Here is a 19536-nt window from a genome sequence, read left to right as displayed (position 1 = left end):
CCGTTTCCGACCAGCAGTCGCCGCCGCGCCGCGAAAGGGTTGCCGCCGTCACGTGCACCGGCGTGCCCGAGCTTGCGAAAGTTTCGGAACCACCCGCCTCATGCACACCCGTTGACGCCCTGTCCCCGTCCGGTGAAACTCCGATGGCCGCTACCCAACAGAATCCCCCAGACTCCGACAGGAAGTGTCATGCGCCCCCGCACGCTCCTGCTCCCGTTCCTGGCCCTGACCGGCCTCCTCCTGACCCTTCTCACGGCGCCACCCGGCGCCGCGGACTCCGGAGCACCACCCGTGAAGCACTCCAAGTACGCCGGCTATCTCTTCGCCTACTTCACGGGCGAGGGCACCGCCGACGGCGAGCAGATCCGTTACGCCCTCAGCCGGGGCAACGACGCGCTGCACTGGCGTGAGCTGAACGCCGGCAAGCCGGTCCTGACGTCGACGATCGGCGAGAAGGGCCTGCGCGACCCGTTCGTGATCCGCTCCCCCGAGGGCGACAAGTTCTTCCTGATCGCCACCGACCTGCGGATGTACAAGAACTCCAGCGGCAGCTGGGACCAGGTGCAGCGGCACGGCAGCAAGTCGATCATGGTCTGGGAGTCCACCGACCTGGTCAACTGGACCGACCAGCGTTTGGTGAAGGTCTCCCCGGACAACGCGGGCAACACCTGGGCCCCGGAGGCCTACTGGGACGACGAGCTCGGTGAGTACGTCGTCTTCTGGGCGTCGAAGCTGTACGCCGACGACGACCCGGAGCACAAGGGCAACACGTACAACAAGATGATGTACGCGACGACCAAGGACTTCCGCACCTTCAGCGAGCCGAAGATCTGGAACGACCCCGGCTACTCGGTGATCGACTCCACGGTCGTGAAGTACAAGGACGAGTACTACCGCTACACCAAGGACGAGCGGGACCCCAGCTCCTCCAGCCCCTGCTCCAAGTTCATCACCGGTGAGAAGTCGACGTCCCTGACCTCGACGAAGTACGAGTTCGTGGCCGACTGCATCGGCAAGGGCGCGATGGACCGCGGTGAGGGCCCGACGGTGTTCAAGTCGAACACCGAGAAGAAGTGGTACCTGTTCAGCGACGAGTACGGCGGCCGGGGCTACATCCCGTTCGAGACCACCGACCTCGCCTCGGGCAAGTGGACCCCGTCCACGAACTACCAGCTCCCGGCGAGCCCCCGGCACGGCACGGTGCTCCCGGTGACACAGAAGGAGTACGACCGGCTGCTGGCGGCCTACCCGGCCACGCCCACCTCGGTCGTGGACGCGACGGCCAAGCACCAGAAGGGCTACTCGATCGTCACGGACAGCGCGTCCAAGGTCGTGCTGCCGATGGAGCCGGATGCCGATCTGCGCGGCCTCGCCCCGAAGCTGTGGGTCGGTGAGGGCGCCGTGCTGAGCCCGAAGTCCGGCACGCGCCGCGACTTCCGCAAGCCGCAGAAGTACACCGTGACGGCGGCCGACGGCACCAAGCGCACCTGGACGGTCGAGGCGGTCCGTACCCGCAGCCCGCTCCTGCCCGGCCTCAACGCCGACCCGGACGTGCAGTACTTGAACGGCAGGTACTGGATCTACCCGACGACGGACGGCTTCCCCGGCTGGAGCGGCACCAAGTTCAAGGCGTACTCGTCGAAGGACCTGGTCAACTGGAAGGACCACGGCGTCATCCTCGACCTCGGGCCGGACGTGACCTGGGCCGACAAGAACGCCTGGGCGCCCGCGATCGCCGAGCGCGACGGCAAGTACTACTTCTACTTCTGCGCCGAGCAGCAGATCGGCGTGGCGGTGGCCGACTCCCCCGCCGGCCCCTTCAAGGACGCGCTCGGCAAGCCGCTGGTCGCCAAGGGCGGGGCGCTCAAGGGCCAGATGATCGACCCGTCGGTCTTCACGGACGACGACGGCCAGGCGTACCTGTACTGGGGCAACGGACGCGGGTACGTCGTGCCGCTGGGCGACGACATGGTGTCCTTCGACGCGTCGAAGGTGCAGGACATCACCCCGGACAACTTCCGCGAGGGCTCCTTCGTGATCAAGCGCAAGGGCACGTACTACTTCATGTGGTCGGAGGACGACACCCGCAGCGAGAACTACCACGTGGCGTACGCGACGGGACCGTCCCCGCTCGGCCCGTGGACCAAGCGCGGGACGATCCTCGAGAAGCGGCCCGAGTACGGCATCCTCGGCACGGGTCACCACTCGGTGGTGAACACCCCGGGCACCGACGACTGGTACATGGTCTACCACCGCTTCGCCCTCAACGGCCCCGGCAGGCCCGGCGGCGACGGCATGCACCGGGAGACCACCATCGACCGCATGGAGTTCGCGGCCGACGGCGGCATCAAGCCGGTGGTGCCGACGCTGGAGGGCATCAAGCCGGTACGGCGATGAGCCTCACAGGACGTCGTCGAGCCAGTTGAAGACCTCGTCCTGCATCTCGTGGGTGAAGACGTGGCCGAGCTCCGGCCACGTCTTCGTCCGTATCCGGTCCTCGGCGTGGCGTGACCGCCAGACGGCACGCAGCTTGTCGTACGCGACCCGTACGCCCTCGGCCGGGAACAGCGTGTCGAGCCCGCCGCTGAGGAACAGCATCGGCCGGGGTGCGGCGATGCTCGCCACGTCGGGGATGTCGAGGTGCCGGGCGAGCCCCGGGTGGAGCATGTAGTACGCCGACTGCCCGCGCAGCGTGTTGTTGCCGGGCACCATCATCTCCTTCAGGCCGGTCATCCAGCAGACGCTCGCGGCGGCGGCGACGTGGTCGCTGAGGGCGGCGGTCTGCCAGGCGCGGTAGGCGCCCATCGAGAAGCCGACGGCCGCGACCCGCCGGGCGTCCACGTGGTCCAGTCCGGCCAGGAAGGCGGCGGCCCGCTGGTCCTCCCGGGCCATGAGCCCGGCGAGCGAGGAGCCTAGGTTGTAGAAATTGGAGGCGAGGGCCTGCTGCTGCTCGTAGGCGAGAGGCCCGCGATCGCCCCAGCCGAGCGCGTCCAGGCACAGCACCACATAGCCGCGCCGCGCCAGTTCGTCCCCGACGAACCGCCCGCTGAAGTACTTGTCCGCCCAGGCCCGGGCGGAGGCGAGCCGCGTGTCGTCGTACCAGGGCCGGACGAGCTTCTCCTTCCCGATGTCGAACCTGGCGCCATGGTCGTGCAGGAGGAGCACGGCGGGGAAGGGTCCCTTGCCGTGCGGGGTGAGAAGGGCGCCGCGTACCCGTTCGTAGCGGGTGAGGGAGACGGTGACCAACTGCCGCGTATATCCCTCGCCCTGGGCACGACCACCGGTCTCCGGTGTGTACGGCGTCCCGTCCTGCCGTTCGACGAGCAGGTGCTCCTCGACCATGGCCCGGGCGGCACGCCGCCAGGCGCGGAAGTCGCGGACCGGGGATCGCCCCCAGGCGAGCGGGAAGGTCAGGGCGTCCTTCAGTGCCGGGTGGAAGTCGGGCAGCGGGCCGTCCACGACCGCCGCCTCCGCCCCGCTCACCGCTCCCCCGGCCAGCAGGGCCGTGCTCGCCCCGACCACGAACGTCCGCCGGCCGAGCGGCTCATGGGTACCCATACGACCTCCCTGTTCCGGAGTGCCGCAGCACGTGACGCTCGACCGCCGACGGGGACGTCAGGGCGCGGTAGTCGTACACGTCGGCGGGATCCCAGCCGACGTCGCTCCCGAGGCCGAGACCGCTCGCCACGGCGTCGAGCCGGGCGGGCCGGCCGTTGAACCAGGAGCCGGTGTCGCGGAACCGTTCGCCCCCGTAGTCCGCGACGGCGAGCGACGGCCGGCCCCCGGGGTACCGGAAGACGTTGCGCTCGGAGAAGATCGCGGACTCCACGCCGACGCCCAGGGCGTAGAGAGGCGCCTGCCCCCGGTGGACGTTGTTGACGACGTGCACCTGCCCGAAGCGGATACGCGGGGCGCGCTGCACGATGCCGCTGAACAGGTTGCGGACGAAGGTCACCTTGAGGTGCCCCCGGTCCCGGTCGCCGCGCCCGTCGCCCGACCCGATCAGGATCGCCTTGTCGTGATCGACGAACCGGCTGTCGGAGACGGTGACGAAGTCGGAGCCGTCCTCGATGTCCAGCAGCCCGTCGTGCCGCTGCACGCGCTCGCCGTGGAAGCCGAGGGGCGCCTCGCGGTCGGGGAAGCGGCCGTCGGTGAAGGTGCAGTGGTCGATCCAGATGTTCTTGCCGGTGATCACGGTGAGCGCGTCGAAGCGGGCGTTCCAGCTTCCGTGTGTGCCGTCGTCCGGGGACCAGCTGGTGAAGTGGTCGACGGGCGCCTCCAGATGCAGGTTCCGCACGATGATGTCGCTGCCGGTGTTGACCGTCAGGAACACCCCGAGCAGCCGGGCGTCCCGGCCCACGCCGACGAGCGTGGTGTTGCTCGGCACGGTGAGCTGGATCTGCGCCTTCTCCTTGTTCGACCCGGTCTGGCGCAACTGCCGCTGCTGCTTGCAGTGGTCGAAGCGGGTGTCGGACCAGACGGCGCCGTCCTCGCCGAAGCAGGACATGTACTTGCCGAGGTCGTATCCGGGCGCGTAGTCCTGCTCGCCGAGCAGGGAACCGTCGTCCGCCTCGTGCCCGGAGATGTCACCGACGACCCGGATGACCTTGGGCGCGGTGGGTGCGCCGCCGTTCGCCAGGGCCTGCTTGAGCTCGGCGCGGGTGTCCACCGTCCAGGTGGTACCGCCCGCCCCGCCGGTGGTGCCGGAGCCGGTCGAGGCCCAGCCGACGGGGGCGCGTTCGGCGGCGGAGGCCGGCGAGACCGGCCAGAGCAGGCAGAGGCCGAGGAGGAGAGCAGCGGCCCTACGCATAGGGCCGCCAGTCGCCGAGGTACGTCTCCCTGGTGTGCGACCGGGCCTGTGCGCGGGTGAGTCGCGGCCGGTTCTCCGGAACGTGAACCGCCGCCCCCGGCCCCGAGTTCCGGTACTCGGCGAACCGCATGGTCTGCCAGGGGTGGGCGTCCCGCATGTTGGTGTACGGAGCCACCGCGTCGATGCCCGGACCGATCCGGGTCTCCCGCACCACCAGCGACGGCCAGGCCGTGGTCTCGTACGACGGGACCCAGGGCCGGGCCAGCTTGTACGCCCCGTCCTCGGCGCCCGAGGTGATCCGGCAGCGGACGGCGAGGATGCCGTGCGGGTTGGCCCGGGCCGTGGAGGGGGCGAAGACCATGCCCTTGGGGGTGAAGTCCACGTCCCGTGCCAGCGTGCGGAAACGGCAGTGCTCGAAGACGGCCGTGGCCCGCCCGAAGACGAAGTCGACGTCGCCCTCGATGTAGCAGTGCCGGAAGTACTGCCGGTCGAAGGTGCCGAGCGCGGTCGTGTCGACGAAGAGGGTGTCCTGGTGGGCCAGGAGCCGGACGTTCTCGAAGCGGGTGCGGTCGCCGTACGTGTACGCCGCGACCGCCTGTGTGCCGGTGATCTCCGGATGGTCGGCGCGCAGCCAGTCGTTGGCCAGGGTCAGGTCGCGGACGGTCAGCCCGGGGGCCGCGGAGGTGAAGGTCGCCGAGCCCGCCGTGCCGTACGTGCCCGAGCCGTCCGGCTTGGGCGTGCCGTTGGCGTTGTCGTACACGATGACGGCGTCACGCGGGTCCCGGGTGGCACCCCTGAGGGTCAGTCCGGCCTTCCCCGCCGGGACGCTGACGACCTCGCGGTACGTCCCCGGGTGCACGACGACGGTCCAGCGCGGCCCGCCCACGGCGTCCACGGCTGCCTGCACGGAGTCGCCGGGCCGGACGTGGAGGACGCGGTGACGGCCGGGCGCGGCGAAGGCGGGTGCGGCGCCGGTGGCGGCCAGGCCGCCGGCGAGTCCGGTGAGAAGGGTGCGCCGGCGCACTCAGCACGCCTCCTTCCACGGCTCCCAGTCGCCGAGATAACCGGCGCGGGTGGCCGACCGGGCCTGCTCGGAGGTGAGCTGGGGCCGGTTCTCCGGAACCGGTACGGCGGCGCCCGGTCCCGTGTTGCGGTACTCGGCGAACCGCATCGACTGCCAGGGGTGGGCGTTCGACATGTTGGTGTAGGGCGCGACCGCGTCGATGCCCGGGCCGAGCCAGGTGTCCCGGACGGTGAGCATGGGACGGGCGGTGGTGTCGGAGCTGGGCACCCAGGGGCGGGCCAGCTTGTAGTGGCCGTCGGGAGCCTCGCTGTCGACGCGGCTCCTCGTCACCAGGTACCCGAGGGGGTTGGCACCGGCCGTCGAGGGGGCGAAGACGAAGCCGTACGGGGCGGCCGACAGGTCGGTCCGGTTCAGTGTCCGGAAGCGGCAGTGCTCGAAGACGGCGGTCGCCCGCCCGAAGACGAAGTCGACGTCGCCCTCGGCGTAGCAGTGGGCGAAGTACTGGCGGGCGAAGATGCCCAGCGCCATCGAGTCGGCGTACAGGGTGTCCTGGTGGCCGAGGAACCGGCAGTGGTGGAAGGCGGACCGGTCGCCCTGGACCTTGATGGCGACGGCCTGGGTGCCGGTGGTCCCGGGGTGGTCCGCGCGCAGCCAGTCGTTGGCGAAGGTGATCCAGCGGGCGGTGAAGCCGTCGGCCTGCACGGTCGTGGTGGCGGAGCCGGTGGTGCCGTGGGTGCCGCCGCCGGGCTTGGGCGTCCCGGCCGCGTTGTCGTACACGATCACGACGTCACGGGGGTTCTCGCTCGCCCCGATCCAGGTCATCTCCGTACGGGCGGAGTCGACGGCGACGGTCTGCCGGTACGTGCCCGGGGCGATGACGAGGGTGTGTCCGCTGCCGTGCGCCGCGGCGACGGCATCCCGGACGGTGGTGAAGTCACCGGCGCCGCCCGGGTGGACGTACAGGGTCCTGGATGTCAGGCGGGCGGCCGGTGAGCCGTACCGGCCGAACGGGCGCGGCCGGGTGCCGGCGGCCCGCGCGGGGACGGCGGCGAGGCCGCCGACGGCACCCGCTGCGGCGGTCGTGAGGAGGAACTTGCGGCGGGAGAGGGGGACATGGGGCTGCGAGAGCATACGGGTGCTCCTTCGCGGTGCGGCTGGTGCGGGGTGGCTGTGGTGAGCTGGGAAAGGGCCGGGGCGGGCGCACCCCGGGGCGGGGGTGCGATGCGGGCCGCCCCGGCCGGTTCACAGGCCGGTCAGGTCAGGTCAGCAGACGCGGCCGGCGCCCGCGCGGGCACCGACGATGCCGGGGACCGCCTTCGCCGGGTCGACGCCGGCCCGCAGCGTCGGAGTCCAGCCGGCGCCCGACTGGAGCGTCTCGCCGGGGATCTCCGCGTTGTGCACGGCGATCAGGTCGACGGCCTTGCCGTTGACGTGGTTGCCGCCCGCGGTGACCGGCGCCTCGTTCCACTTCTTGAGGATCTTCGCCGGGCTCACGCCCTGCGCCAGCGTGAACGCGTTGTGCTCGGCGACGAGCCGGGACTCCTTGCCGATGCCGTAGACGTAACCCCACTTCTGGCCCTTGGTGACCACGAAGTGGTTGTTGTACGAGTCGACCTGCCCGAACCGCACGCGCGGCGCCCGCTCGACGATGCCCTCGAAGCGGTTGTGGTGCAGCGTGACCTTCAGCTTGCCCGTGTCGTCGGCGGTGGCGCTGTCGCTGTTGCCGATCAGCATGGTCTTGTCGTGGTCCTTGAACGAGTTCCAGGACACGGTCACGTGGTCGGAGCCGCGGACGACGTCGAGCAGCCCGTCGTGCTGCTGGTAGGTCTTGCCGAAGTAGGACGGCAGGGAGCTGTCGGGGTAGCGGCCGTCGGTCAGGGTGTTGTGGTCGACCCACACGTGCGTGGAGCCGTAGACCACCACCCCGTCGTACTCACTGTTCCAGGCACCGGTCTTGTTGTCGTCGGTAGGGTCCCACTGCGGGAAGCAGTCGACCGGGGCCTCGATGGTCAGGTTCCGGACGATGACGTTGTCGACTCCCTTGATCTGGAGGCTGCCGCCGAGGATCCCGGAGTTCTTGCCCACGCCGATGATGGTGGTGTTGGCGGGCACGTTCGCCTTGATGGCCTTGTCCTGCTGGGCGGCTGAGGCGGCCCGCAGCTCCTCCTGCTCACCGCTGACCGGCTTGTCGTGCCCCCAGACGGCCGGGTCGTAGGCGGCGAGGTACTTCTGGAAGTCGTACCCCTCGGCCTCGAACGCCTCACAGCCCTGGGAGACGGCGTCGATCATCCCCTTCACCTTGATGATCCTGGGCGCGGACCCGCCGTCCTTCAGGGCGGCCTTGAACTGCTCCCAGGTGGTGACGGTGTAGACGTGCGCGGCATCGGCCGCGGCACCGCCCGAGGTACCGGTGCCGTACGCCCCCCACCCGTCATTGGCCCCGAGCGTCTGGCGGGCCACGTCCCGGGGCCCGGCCTGCGCGGCGGTACCGCTCAGGGACAGCACCAGCGCGGCACACCCGACCACCGCGGCGACCTTCACTCTGGCATGATCATGACACTTCCGAACGTTCATGGTGCGGCTCTCTTCCTACTGCGTCGGGGGGGTGTTACGCGGCGGCTTCCGGCCAGGTGATCCACGACTCGGGAATCCGCTCGTCCAGCCGGCGCACATCGCGCGGCCCGAGCACCCGGGTCCGGAGCAGCTCCCTCGCCGCCAGCCGGGCCACGGCGATGGCGCCCGGCGGATTGAAGTGCGTGTTGTCCTGCTCGGTGGCGGTCCAGTTGAAGTACTTCTTCGTCTCCTCGACCCCGAGCTCCTGCCACAGGGCGAGCGACAGCGCCTGGATGTCGAGCAACGCGACCCGCTCCTCGGCGGCGAGCGCCCGCATGGCCGCCGGGTACTCGCCGTGCGTCGTCACGGCCTTCCCGGCGCCGTCGAACCTCCGCCGCTCGACGGAGGTGGCGAGCACGGGCCGCGCCCCACGGGCCCGGGCCCCCTCGACGTACATCCGCAGATGGTCCTGGTACGTCGTCCAGGGCTCGGTGTAGCGAGTGGGGTCCTCCGCCTTCTGGTCGTTGTGACCGAACTGGATGAGGAGGAAATCGCCGGGCTGGATCGCGGACAGAATCACCTCCAGCCGCCCTTCGTCGACGAAGCTCTTGGAACTCCGCCCGTTCACAGCGTGATTGGCGACCGGCCTGTTCTTGCCGAGAAAGAACGGAAGCGCCATACCCCACCCGGTCTCAGGAGTGGCGTTCGCATACTTCTGGGCGGCGGTGGAATCACCGGCGATGTAGAGGGTGCGATGACGGTGACCGCCGGCTTGTGCGGTACCGGTGACGGAAAACGCGAGAGGTACGGAGGCGACAGCGGCGACAGCGACTTGTCTTCGACTGAGAGACATGAATGAAACTCCCTAGGGGCGCGGGGCTGTATCGATTTGCGGCTCCGCCGCGTGGGCGCGACAAGCCAGGGACGGCCCGCACCCTGCACACCACAGGCCGTCCCACGGCGAAACCCAGCGAAAATCAACCCTTCTGCTGGTTCCACTCCTCCTGCGCGGTGTTCAGCTGCTCAGCCAACGTGTCCAGGAATTCCTTCGCACTCATCTTCCCGAGCAGCACCTTCTGGAGGTTCGGCTCGTTGTCGGCCTTGGAGATCGTGTTCCAGTCCGGCAGGTAGTACGGCAGCTGCACGATCGTCGTCGATCCGTCCGACAACGCGTCAGCAGCCAGCTTCGTGGGCTCGGCCTTGGAAATCCACGCGTCCTTCGCCGCGTCCGTGTTCGACGGCACCTGCCCCGCCGCCTCGTTGAACTTCGAGTTCTCCGCCTTGGACGTGGCGAACTCGATGAACTTCCACGCGGCGTCCTTGTTCTTGGAGCTCTTGAACAGCCCCATGCCGTCGACCGGGTTGGAGACCTGGACCCGCTTCCCGCCGGGACCGGTCGGCTGCGGAATACCGCGGAACTTGTCGACCCCGAGCGCCTTCACATGGTCCTGGTACGACCCGAGGTTGTGGTTCAGCATCCCGATCGTGCCGGAGTCCCACTGCGCGACCATCTTGGTGAAGTCGTTGTTGAGGTCGGCCGCGGGGGTGACCTTCTTGTACAGCGCCGCGTACTTCTCCAGCGCCGCCACGTTCTTGGGGTCGTTGACGGTGGTCTTCTCACCGCTGGAGTCCCAGAACGAGGTGATCCCGGACTGCCCGTACATCGCGTCGAGCGCCTGGGCGATGGAGCCCGCGCCACCGCGGATGGTGTAGCCGAACTCGTTCTTGCCCTTGTTCGTGAGTTTGTTCGCGGCCTCGAAGAACCGGTCCCAGGTCGTCGGCTCCTGGAGCCCCGCCTTCTTGAACAGGTCGGTGCGGTAGTACAGCACACCGTTGTTCGCGGAGGTCGGGATCGAGTACAGCTTGTCGTCGCCACCGCCGGCCGCCTTCAGCGACTCGACCATGTCCTTGTTGAGCTTGCCGTTGAGCGAGGACTTGGCGAGCCGCTCGTCCAGCGGCTCCAGCGCGCCCTGTGCGGCGAACCCGGCGAGCATCGCCGCGCCGACCCCGCCGACGTCCGGCAGACCGCCGCCCTGGAGGGCGGTGTCGACCTTGGACTGGTACTCGGTGGAGGCGATCCCGACGTACTCGACCTTGATGTCCGGGTTGGCCTTCTCGAAGTCGGCGATGACCTCCTTCCAAATTTCGGTGCGGACACCGCCGTTGTTGTCCCAGAAGACGATCTTTCCCTTGCCGCTGCCGTCGGCGCCCTTGTCGCCGCCCGCCCCGCTGCCGTCGTCGCCGCAGGCGGTGACGGTCAGCGCGAGTACGGCCCCCAGGGCGACGGCCGTGGCGGCGCGCCTGCTTCTGCGATTGCTGATCTTCATTGGTCGGCTCTCTTCTTCTGGATCCAGCGGGACTTGAAGGTGTGGGGGGTCAGTGGCGGGCGTGGGGTGCCCAGTCGTCCGTGCCCCTGAGGTAGGCGGCGACGGTGTGGGACCGGGCCTCCTGGTCGCTCAGCTGCGGACGGTCGGCGGTGACCGTCGCGCCCGGGCCGTGGTTGCGGTACTCGGCGAACCGCGCGTCCTTCCACGAGAACCCGCTCATGTCGGTCCACGGCGAGGACTTGATCGCGGCGGGCAGTTCGGTGTCGCGGATCAGCACCTGGCCGATCGCGTCGGGCTCGCCGCCCGGGTGCCAGGGCCGGCCCAGGTGGAAGCTCCCGGCGGGGGCGTCACTGACGATCTTCGACCTGGTGATCAGGAACCCGTACGGGTTGCCCTTCCAGGTCGAAGCCGCCGTGATGTAGCCGTTGTTGGTGTCCGAGCCCCGGCTCAGCGCCCGGATCACCGACCGTTCGATCACCGTCGTGGCCCGGCCGTAGACGAAGTCGACGTCGCCCTCGATGTAGGAGTCGCGGACGTAGACCCGGCTGACGGTGGTCAGCTTGGGGCTGTCGGTCATCAGCGTGTCCTGGTTGCCCAGGAAGGCGGTGTCCTCGAAGACGATCCGGTCGCCGGTCGTCTTCATCGCCAGCGCCTGCTCGCCTTTCAGCTCGTGCGCGGCCTCGTCGAAGTCGTTGCCGAAGGTGAGGTTGCGAGCCGTCACGTCGTTCGCGGCGATCCGGACAGTGGCGCTTCCGGTCGAACCCCCGTATTCGGCGGGCGTGTCGAAGACGATGACGGTGTCGGACCGGTCCTGTCCGGTCCCCCGCAGCACGAGGTGCGGCTTGGTCGCGGGGATGAACACCTTCTCGCGGTACGTGCCGGGCGCGACGGCGATCGTGAGCGGGGTGTCGTTGCCCTCGGGCACGGCGTCCACGGCGGACTGCACGGTCGGGTAGTCGCCCGGGACGTGCAGCACGACCGGGCCGCCGATCCGCTTCTGCGGCCCGGAGAACCGCTTCACCAGCGCGGGCACGGCCGCGGCCGGGTCGAGCCGGTAGTCGTAGAACGCGCGCGGGTCGAACGCCGTGCCCCACGCGTCGTGCCGGCCGGTGGTGTTCCGCAGGATCGACCCGCGCTGCACCAGCTCGGCGGTGGCGTCGGCCTGGTAGGGGTGCTGGACGCCGTCGTAGAAGCTGTTCTCGATGACCATCTTCGTCCGGCCGCGCGACCAGTTGCCGTACGTCCAGACGGGGTCGCCGTCGGAGAGCTGCGAGGACAGGTAGTTGTTGTAGAGGTGGGCGTAGGCGACGTTGTCGGCGGACGGGTTGCGCTGCTTGGTGCCGCGGAACCAGTTGTGGTCGACGGTGATCTGCGTCTTGACGTTCGGGGTCCAGCCGATGCCGAAGGTCTTGTTGTTGTTCGTGAACTGGTTGTGGGAGACGGTCACGTACTCGCTGTCCTTGCGGATGTCGAGCTGGCCGTCGCAGATCCGCGAGAAGCGGATGTGGTCGATCCACACATGGTGGGCGGTGTCGAGGCGGATGCCGTCGTAGTCGGTGTCCTTGCAGTCCCAGTTGCCCTCGATGGCCGTGTCGCGGATGGCGAGGTTGCGGATGATCACGTTGTGCGTGCCGGGGTCGAGGGTGAAGCCGCCGTGCACGATCTCGGCGGTGTCGCTCACGCCGATGATGGTCTTGTCGGAGGCGACGGGTATCTCCGTGCCGAAGGGGTCCATGTCCAGGGAGCCCTTGACGCGGATGACGTACGGCTCTTCGGCCGCCGCGTACTTGGCGAGCGCGGCCTGGTCGGTGACGGTGACGACCTTGCCGCCCGCGCCGCCCGTGGTGCCGCCGGCGAGGGAGGCGAAGCCGTGCGGCCGGTCGGTCCAGCGGTCCGCGGCGGGCACGGCCCGGGACTGCGGGGCTGCCTGTGCGTCCCCGAGGGTCCCGAGGCTGAGCGCGGCGACGAGGCCGAGCACGGCGGCCACGACCTTGCCGTGCCCCGGTCTCGACAAGCGCTTGCTACGGAAGTGCGTCATTGCGGCTCCCAACAGGCGTACGACTTCGGGTGTGTTACGAGGCGCTGATCCGGAACTGGGTGAAGGTGGCCGCGCCGGCGTGTCCCTGGCCGGCGGGCGCGAGGGCGACGAGGCCGAGCAGGGCGCCGACCCAGCGCCACGGGGTGGCGGCGAAGACCGGGCCCGACGGCCGGAAGCCGTCGCCGACGTCGGCCGAGAAGCGGCAGCGGGCACCCGCGCCGATCTCGATCCGCAGCCGGGCCCGGCCCCCGGGCGCGAGCCGCGGGTGGGCGGCGTCGCGTTCGGCGTCCGCCACCGCCTCGGCGAACCGGTGCACGAGGTGCGCGGTCCCGTCCGCGCCCCGCTGGAGGCCGATCCAGCCGAACGCGTCCCCGAGGACGGCGAGACCGGCCCGGGCCCCGGGCTCGTCGCTGTCGAGCCGCAGTTCCACCTCGACCGTGCAGGGCGTGCCCGGCAACCGCTGGGTGAGGACGTTCGGCAGCTTGCGCAGATCGTGCGCGTCGGCCGAGCGGACGCAGGCCAGCCGGAGGCCGTCCCCGGAGTGCTGGGTGGCCCAGCCGTCGCCGGGGTTGGCCGTCCACTGCCACTGGCGGCCGTACCGTCCGCCGGGGAAGTCGTCGTCGGTGGCGGGCGCGGCGGGCGGCTGCGGCGGCAGGCCGGGCTTCTGGTGCACGGCGACGGGGGCGCCGTCGTCCCCGAGCACCGGCCAGCCGTCCCCACCCCAGCGCATCGGCTGGAGGTGCACGACCCGGCCGTAGGCGCCGCGCTGCTGGAAGTGCAGGAACCAGTCCTCGCCGGACGCGGTGCGCACCCAGCCGCCCTGGTGGGGGCCGTTGACGTCGGTGTCCTTCTGCTCCAGGACGATCCGCTCCTCGTACGGCCCGAAGAAGCCGCGCGAGCGGAAGGCGCCCTGCCACCCCGTCTCCACTCCCCCGGCGGGGGCGAAGATCCAGAACCAGCCGTCGTGACGGTAGAGCTTGGGACCTTCGAGGGTGAACCAGCCGGGTATGCGGTCGGCGTCGACGATCACCTTGCCCTCGTCGAGGAGTTCGGTGCCGTCGGGGCGCATCCGGTGCCCGGTGAGGCGGTTCTTGACGCCCGACCGCGACTTGGCCCAGGCGTGGACCAGATAGGCCTCGCCGGTGTCCTCGTCCCACAGGGGGCAGGGGTCGATCAGGCCCTTGCCGGCCTTCAGCAGGTGCGGGCGGGTCCAGGGGCCCCTGATCTCGGGGGCGTTGACCTGGAAGATGCCCTGGTCGGGGTCGCCCCAGAAGATCCAGAACCGTTCGTCGTGGTACCTGAGGGACGGGGCCCAGACGCCGCAGTCGTGGCGGGGTTTCTCGAACTCCTCCGCCGGTTCCAGACGGTCGAGCGCGTGGCCGACCAGCGTCCAGTTCACCAGGTCGCGGGAGTGGAGTAAGGGCAGTCCGGGGGCGCGGCCGAAGCTGGAGGCGGTCAGGTAGAAGTCGTCGCCGACGCGGACGACGTCCGGGTCGGACCAGTCGGCGTCGAGGATCGGGTTGCGGTAGGTCTCGGTGGTCACGGGCTCACCGCCTTGCGGACGAGGGCCGCCGCGGCGTCCCGGTCGAGGCGGCCGTCGGCGACGACGGTGACCACGCGGCGGACGACGGTCTCGCCCGGCGGGATCGGCAGCCGCTCGCCGTGCGCCAGCGAGGAACCGACGCCCGGGTACTCCTCGGTGCGCACGAACCACGGGTCGCGGCGGGTCTGTTCGGTGGCGCCGGCGAAGACCAGCGTCCAGGTGCCGCCCCTCAGGGCGAGCCAGTCGGCGGGACGGCCGTGGACCCGCTCCTCGCCCTCGGCCCCGGCCGAGAAGACCTCCGGCGCGGAGGATTCCTTGCGGGCCCGCCAGAAGAAACCGCCGTAGGCCGCGCCCGGTCGCCCGTTGGTCGCGGGGCTGCCGATCGACAGCGGGTACTTGGTGACGTTGGTGAGGGAGAAGGTGAGGTCCAGTGCCCAGGCCTGGTCGGTGAGTTCGGTGGCCGCGACCGTACGGCGCTCGCGCAGCAGCTCACCGCCCGCCGCCACCCAGCGCAGCTCCTCCACGAAGCCGTCCGGGTCGCGCAGCTGGAACATGACGTGCCGCTGGGAGCCGTGGTTGTCCAGCTCGGTCGGGCCCTGGTCGCGGACGTAGGTGCGCCCGCCCCAGAAGTTGAACCCCTCGACGTCGGGAACGGCGACACCGACGCCGAGGTGGTGTGCGTGGTCGGCGGGGGTCAGCTCGGTGACCGCCGTGCCGGCCAAGGTGGTGACGGGGTGCAGATAGGGGCGCGGGGAGAGCCGGGCCGGCAGCTCGGGCCGGGTGACGTACCGGCCGACCGGCCGTCCCGCGACACGCAGCACCGCGGTGTCGTTGCTGCTGGTCATCTGGTGCTCACCTCTTTCGACAGGTGCTCCGAGGTCAGTGCCCAGGGGGCGCCCAGCTCGGAGTAGAGGGAGAGGGTGTCGGCGGCGGCCGCGACGAGCCCGTCGACGCCGGGCACCACCCGGCGGTTCTCGCCCGGGACGCGGTGCCAGGCGGTGTCCGGCAGGGGTGCCGGGTCGGGGGCCGTGCGGATGGCCTCCACGACCTTCATGAAGGCGCCGGTCTCCTCCGGCGGGACCAGCAGGTCCGCCCCGGTGGTGAGGTGCGCGACGAGGTTCTCCAGCAGGTCGGTGCGGCCGTGCTCGAACTCCTCCGGACCGTGCCCCGCGCGCTGGAGCAGCACGCGGTCCTGCTTGTACCAGAAGGTGATCCGGCCGGTGCTGCCGTGCACCAGGACGTACGGCTCGTCCGCCTGCTCGGCGCACAGGGTCGCGGCGACGGTGACCGGGTGGCCCTGGGCGGTGCTGACCCGGACGCACGAGGTGTCGTCGGACTCGATGGCGTTGGCGCGCAGCAGTTCCGTCTCGATGCCGGTGACGTCCTCGGCGCGGGTGCTGCCGCCGAGGGCGAGGGCGGTGGCGACGGCGTGGGCGAGCGGGTTGGTCAGCGCCCCGTCGATCACGTCGACGCCGTTCAGCCGCCGCTTGCCCGCCCAGGGCGCCCGCCGGAAGTAGTCCTCGTTCCGCACCCAGGCACCGGCCCCGCCGAGCCCGGCCAGCTGCCCGATCGCGCCCTCGGCGATCAGCTCGCGGATGGCGGGCACGGCGTGCGAGCCCAGCGACTGGAAGCCGATCTGGCAGACGACACCGGCCGCCGCGACCCCGTCGGCCATGCGGCGGAACTCCGCGTACGAGGGGGCGGGCGGCTTCTCCAGCAGGAGGTGCACGCCCCGCTCGGCCGCCGCGAGGGCCAGGTCGGTGTGGGTGGGGATGGGTGTGCAGATCACGGCGATCCGGGCGCCCGTGGAGTCCAGCAGGGCGCCGAAGTCGGCGGACTGCTCGGGCGTGCCCAGGCCGTCGAGCTCCGCCTCGGTCAGCGGCGTCAGTTCGCAGACGCCGGCCAGCCGTACGAGGCCCTTCTCCTGGAGGCGGCGGATGTTCTCGACGTGCCAGCGGCCGTGGCCCCGGGCGCCGGCGAGGACGACAGGCAGAGGTGTGTTCATGGAGTCGATCATGCGACCGGTCACGGGATCCTCCCCGCACCCGCGCCGCGGGCCACGGCCCGGTCGGCCACGGCGGCGCTGTCGATCCGCCCGTGCAGGGCGGGCGTCCAGCCGACATCGCCCGTCAGGTCGCGCTCACTGCCCGAGTTGTAGGCGTTGTAGATCATGAGCAGGTCAACCGGAAAGCCGTTGAAGAGCGTGCCGCTCTGGTGCAGGGCGCTGCCGTTCCAGCTCTTGACCAGGTCGGCGACCTCCACGTGGCCGGGCGCGTGGAAGGCGTTGTTCTCCGCGTGGATCCTCGACTCGGTGGAGACGCCGAGGGAGTAGCGGTAGTCGTCGCCGGTGATCTCGTAGCGGTTGTTGTAGAGGTGCACCTGGCCGAAGCGGACCCGCGGGGCACGCTGGACGACCGACTCGAACTCGTTGTGGTGGAGCGTGACCCGGAGCTTCCCGCGGTCGCCGGTGGCGGTGTCGCCGTTGCCGATGAGCATCGCCTTGTCGTGGTCCGCGAACCGGCTCCAGGAGACGGTCACCAGATCCGAACCGTTGGTGATGTCCAGCAGTCCGTCGTGGCGCAGGTAGTTGCGGGCGAAGTGGGTGGGCTCCTCGGCGTCCGGGTGGCCCTTGTCGCTCAACGTCACATGGTCGACCCACACATGGGTGGCGCCGGCCAGCCAGATCGTGTCGTACGCCGTCTTCCAGTCGCCGAGGCCGCCGGTGTTGGGCTGCCAGACGGGGAAGCAGTCGTAGGCGTCGCGGATGTCGAGGTTGCGGATGATCACGTTGTCCGCGTTCCGCACCTGGAGGCTCGCGCCCTTCAGGACGGCCGAGTCGCCGAGCCCGACGATGGTGGTGTTGGAGCCGACGGGCAGCACGACCCGCTCGGCCTGCTTCGCGGCGGAGGCCTGGCGGGCCTCCTCCTGCGGGCCGCTGGGCTTGGCCGAGCCCCAGGTGCGGGGGTCGTAGGCGGCGAGGTACTTCTTCAGGCTGTAGCCGCCGGTGGCGTAGTCGGAGCAGTCGAGACGGTCGCCGTCGTCGTCGGTGTTGGCGTCGATGGTCCCGGCGATCTTGATGATCTTCGGGGTGTCGCTGCCGCCGTCGAGGGCGCGGACGAGTTCCGCGCGGTCCGTGACGGTGTGGACGTGGTCGGCGTCGGCGGCCGCGCCTCCGGTGGTGCCTTCACCCGCGGAGGCCCAGCCGTCGTTCGCGGGCAGCGTGTCGCGGCTGATGTCACGGTCCTCCGCGTGGGCGGGGACGCAGAGCACGCCCACCAGCCCTGCCGCGACGGCGAGTTGGCGCAGTCTCATCCCTTCACCGCCCCCGCGCTGAACCCGGTGATCAGCCACTTCTGGATGAAGGCGAACACGAGCACGACCGGCACGGCCGCGATGATGCCGCCCGCGGCGAGGGCGCCCAGGTCGACGCTGTCCGCGCTCATCAGGGTGTTCAGGCCGACCGGGATGGTCTGCTTGTCCTGGTTGTTGAGGAACATCAGGGCGAACAGGAAGTGGTTCCAGGAGTGCACGAAGGCGAAGGAGCCGACGGCGATCAGACCCGGCCGCAGCAGCGGCAGCACGACGATCCGGAAGGCCGTCATGCGGCCGCAGCCGTCCACCCAGGCCGCCTCCTCCAGGGAGTACGGCACGTTCTTGATGAAGTTGCTGATCAGGATCATCGACAGCGGTAGCTGGAAGACCGTCTCGGCGAGGATGACACTGCCGAGGCTGTTGATCATCTGGAGTTCGGCGAAGATCTCGAACAGCGGGACCAGCAGCAGCGCACCCGGCACGAACTGGGAGCACAGCAGGGCCAGCATGAACGCCCGCTTGATCTTGAAGTCGAACCGGGCGAGGGCGTAGCCGCCGGCCAGGGCGACGAGGGTCGTCATGACCAGGGTGGCGACGCCGACGAGCACGCTGTTGGCGAAGTAGGTGCCGAAGCTGCGCTCCGTCCACACCTTCTCGAAGTGGTCGAAGGTCATCGGCCAGGGCACCAGCGACGTCGAGCCGGCCGGGCGCAGGGCGAACAGCAGGATCCAGTAGAAGGGGATGAGGGTGAAGACCAGGTAGATCCCCAGGGGCAGGTAGATCTGCCAGCGGGGCGCCTCGTCCCAGGCGCGCTTGCCCTTGGCGGGGCGCGGCGGTTCGGGGGCCGCGGGCGCCGGGGCGGGCGCCGCCTTGGTGGCTTCCTTGACGCTCACTTGCTCTCGCCTCCGAACTTGCTCAGCCGCAGATAGACCATGGAGCAGAAGAGCAGGATCACGAACGCCACCGTGGTCAGGGCCGACGCGTAGCCGAAGTTGTGGGCGTCGACGGATGTGTTGGCGATGTACAGCGGCAGCGTGGTCGTCTCACCCGCGGGGCCGCCGCCGGTCAGCGTGTAGAGCAGGTCGACGTTGTTGAACTCCCAGACCGCGCGCAGCAGCGTGGACAGGATGATGGCGTCCTTCAGATGGGGCAGCGTGATGTGCCAGAACTGCTTGATCCGGCTGGCCCCGTCGACCTCGGCGGCCTCGTAGAGGTCCTTCGAGACGGACTGGAGGTCGGCGAGGATGAGGATCGCGAAGAAGGGCACCCCGCGCCACAGGTCGGCGACGATCGCCGCCGGGAAGACGGTGGAGGTGTCCGACAGCCAGCTCGTGCCGTAGGAGCCGATGCCGAGGTCCGCGAGGTAACGGGTGATGCCCGTCTGGGAGTTGTAGAGCAGCACCCAGATCGCGGAGGTGAGGACACCGGAGACGGCCCACGGGGAGAAGACCATCGCGCGTCCCAGGCCCCGGCCCACGAAGGTCTGGTTGACGATGAGGGCCAGTGCGAGACCGAACAGCAGCTGGAGGCCGACCTCGACGAAGACCCACTTGGCGCTGAAGACCAGGGTGTCCCAGAAGACGGGGTCCTCGGTGAAGGCGTGGACGAAGTTGTCGAAGCCCGCGTATCCGTTCCGCCAGGGCTTGGTGGGGTTGTAGTTCTGCAGGCTGTAGTAGAAGACGCTGATGACCGGGTAGGCGATGAAGCCCAGCATGAGCAGGGCGGCCGGTGCGATCAGCAGGTAGGGGAGCCTGCGCGGGGTGGCGGAGGCACGGCGCCGCCGGGGTGGCGCGGGCGGTTTCGCCACGGCTGCGGCTTGGGCCATGACTGTTCTCCGATCTCAGTACGTCGGTGGTACGTCGTGCGTGCGCGGGAAGCGCTTTCTTCCTGTGCAGGGTCGTGCCGGGTCGTGCCGAGGTGCGTGGGTGG

15 protein-coding genes are annotated in these 19536 nt (G+C 70.1%); 1 reads left to right on the top strand and 14 read right to left on the bottom strand.

Annotated elements, in window-relative coordinates:
- Nucleotides 1-189: 189 nt before the first annotated feature.
- The gene (locus ABFX81_RS28025) at nucleotides 190-2397 is read left to right on the top strand and encodes a family 43 glycosylhydrolase (RefSeq protein ID WP_086854824.1); all 2208 of its coding nucleotides are present in this window, start codon (nucleotides 190-192) and stop codon (nucleotides 2395-2397) included.
- Nucleotides 2398-2400: 3 nt separating this feature from the next.
- Here ABFX81_RS28025 and ABFX81_RS28020 read toward each other — a convergent pair whose 3' ends face one another.
- From ABFX81_RS28020 to ABFX81_RS27955, 14 genes are all read right to left on the bottom strand, one after another.
- Nucleotides 2401-3558 (bottom strand): dienelactone hydrolase family protein, encoded by a 1158-nt coding sequence (locus ABFX81_RS28020; protein WP_086854825.1) that lies wholly within the window; start codon nucleotides 3556-3558, stop codon nucleotides 2401-2403.
- Nucleotides 3545-4810, bottom strand: a complete 1266-nt coding sequence (locus ABFX81_RS28015; protein ID WP_086854826.1) for a pectate lyase family protein — start codon at nucleotides 4808-4810, stop codon at nucleotides 3545-3547. Before ABFX81_RS28015 ends, ABFX81_RS28020 begins: the two co-directional genes overlap by 14 nt.
- Nucleotides 4803-5834, bottom strand: coding sequence for a pectinesterase family protein (locus ABFX81_RS28010; RefSeq protein ID WP_086854827.1), 1032 nt, complete (start codon nucleotides 5832-5834; stop codon nucleotides 4803-4805). Before ABFX81_RS28010 ends, ABFX81_RS28015 begins: the two co-directional genes overlap by 8 nt.
- Nucleotides 5835-6965 carry a pectinesterase family protein gene (locus tag ABFX81_RS28005; protein ID WP_346138837.1) on the bottom strand — a complete coding sequence of 377 codons (1131 nt, stop codon included), beginning with the start codon at nucleotides 6963-6965 and terminating at the stop codon, nucleotides 5835-5837. It lies immediately after the preceding gene.
- A 132-nt stretch (nucleotides 6966-7097) separates the two neighbouring features.
- On the bottom strand, nucleotides 7098-8408 hold the full coding sequence (locus ABFX81_RS28000) for a pectate lyase family protein (protein ID WP_086853473.1): 1311 nt from the start codon (nucleotides 8406-8408) through the stop codon (nucleotides 7098-7100).
- 34 nt (nucleotides 8409-8442) lie between these two features.
- Nucleotides 8443-9240: a GDSL-type esterase/lipase family protein gene (locus ABFX81_RS27995; protein ID WP_086853472.1), complete on the bottom strand. Its 798-nt coding sequence runs from the start codon at nucleotides 9238-9240 to the stop codon at nucleotides 8443-8445.
- A gap of 124 nt (nucleotides 9241-9364) precedes the next feature.
- On the bottom strand, nucleotides 9365-10714 hold the full coding sequence (locus ABFX81_RS27990) for an extracellular solute-binding protein (protein ID WP_086853470.1): 1350 nt from the start codon (nucleotides 10712-10714) through the stop codon (nucleotides 9365-9367).
- 49 nt (nucleotides 10715-10763) lie between these two features.
- The gene (locus ABFX81_RS27985) at nucleotides 10764-12752 is read right to left on the bottom strand and encodes a pectinesterase family protein (RefSeq protein WP_086853468.1); all 1989 of its coding nucleotides are present in this window, start codon (nucleotides 12750-12752) and stop codon (nucleotides 10764-10766) included.
- A 34-nt stretch (nucleotides 12753-12786) separates the two neighbouring features.
- Complete coding sequence (locus ABFX81_RS27980; protein WP_086853466.1) at nucleotides 12787-14295, bottom strand: family 43 glycosylhydrolase; 1509 nt, start codon at nucleotides 14293-14295, stop codon at nucleotides 12787-12789.
- Entirely contained in the window at nucleotides 14292-15140 is an 849-nt protein-coding gene (locus tag ABFX81_RS27975) for a DUF6807 family protein (RefSeq protein WP_086853464.1), read from the bottom strand. Before ABFX81_RS27975 ends, ABFX81_RS27980 begins: the two co-directional genes overlap by 4 nt.
- Nucleotides 15137-16300, bottom strand: a complete 1164-nt coding sequence (locus tag ABFX81_RS27970) for a Gfo/Idh/MocA family oxidoreductase (RefSeq protein WP_086853475.1) — start codon at nucleotides 16298-16300, stop codon at nucleotides 15137-15139. The genes ABFX81_RS27975 and ABFX81_RS27970 overlap by 4 nt, the downstream gene beginning before the upstream one ends.
- A gap of 20 nt (nucleotides 16301-16320) precedes the next feature.
- Nucleotides 16321-17607 carry a pectate lyase family protein gene (locus ABFX81_RS27965; protein WP_086853462.1) on the bottom strand — a complete coding sequence of 429 codons (1287 nt, stop codon included), beginning with the start codon at nucleotides 17605-17607 and terminating at the stop codon, nucleotides 16321-16323.
- Nucleotides 17604-18500, bottom strand: a complete 897-nt coding sequence (locus ABFX81_RS27960) for an ABC transporter permease subunit (RefSeq protein ID WP_086853460.1) — start codon at nucleotides 18498-18500, stop codon at nucleotides 17604-17606. The genes ABFX81_RS27965 and ABFX81_RS27960 overlap by 4 nt, the downstream gene beginning before the upstream one ends.
- The gene (locus ABFX81_RS27955) at nucleotides 18497-19432 is read right to left on the bottom strand and encodes an ABC transporter permease subunit (RefSeq protein WP_086853458.1); all 936 of its coding nucleotides are present in this window, start codon (nucleotides 19430-19432) and stop codon (nucleotides 18497-18499) included. The genes ABFX81_RS27960 and ABFX81_RS27955 overlap by 4 nt, the downstream gene beginning before the upstream one ends.
- Nucleotides 19433-19536: the final 104 nt, after the last annotated feature.

Source organism: Streptomyces coeruleofuscus (assembly GCF_039532725.1).
Classification (GTDB): Bacteria; Actinomycetota; Actinomycetes; order Streptomycetales; family Streptomycetaceae; genus Streptomyces; species Streptomyces coeruleofuscus.
This window is presented reverse-complemented; position numbering and strand designations above follow the sequence as displayed.

Coding starts and splice junctions, on each gene's coding strand:
- ABFX81_RS28025 (WP_086854824.1), top strand. CDS start 190: ATGCGCCCCCGCACGCTCCTGCTCCCGTTCCTGGCCCTGACCGGCCTC.
- ABFX81_RS28020 (WP_086854825.1), bottom strand. CDS start 3,558: ATGGGTACCCATGAGCCGCTCGGCCGGCGGACGTTCGTGGTCGGGGCG.
- ABFX81_RS28015 (WP_086854826.1), bottom strand. CDS start 4,810: ATGCGTAGGGCCGCTGCTCTCCTCCTCGGCCTCTGCCTGCTCTGGCCG.
- ABFX81_RS28005 (WP_346138837.1), bottom strand. CDS start 6,965: ATGCTCTCGCAGCCCCATGTCCCCCTCTCCCGCCGCAAGTTCCTCCTC.
- ABFX81_RS28000 (WP_086853473.1), bottom strand. CDS start 8,408: ATGAACGTTCGGAAGTGTCATGATCATGCCAGAGTGAAGGTCGCCGCG.
- ABFX81_RS27995 (WP_086853472.1), bottom strand. CDS start 9,240: ATGTCTCTCAGTCGAAGACAAGTCGCTGTCGCCGCTGTCGCCTCCGTA.
- ABFX81_RS27990 (WP_086853470.1), bottom strand. CDS start 10,714: ATGAAGATCAGCAATCGCAGAAGCAGGCGCGCCGCCACGGCCGTCGCC.
- ABFX81_RS27985 (WP_086853468.1), bottom strand. CDS start 12,752: ATGACGCACTTCCGTAGCAAGCGCTTGTCGAGACCGGGGCACGGCAAG.
- ABFX81_RS27975 (WP_086853464.1), bottom strand. CDS start 15,140: ATGACCAGCAGCAACGACACCGCGGTGCTGCGTGTCGCGGGACGGCCG.
- ABFX81_RS27970 (WP_086853475.1), bottom strand. CDS start 16,300: ATGAACACACCTCTGCCTGTCGTCCTCGCCGGCGCCCGGGGCCACGGC.
- ABFX81_RS27965 (WP_086853462.1), bottom strand. CDS start 17,607: ATGAGACTGCGCCAACTCGCCGTCGCGGCAGGGCTGGTGGGCGTGCTC.
- ABFX81_RS27955 (WP_086853458.1), bottom strand. CDS start 19,432: ATGGCCCAAGCCGCAGCCGTGGCGAAACCGCCCGCGCCACCCCGGCGG.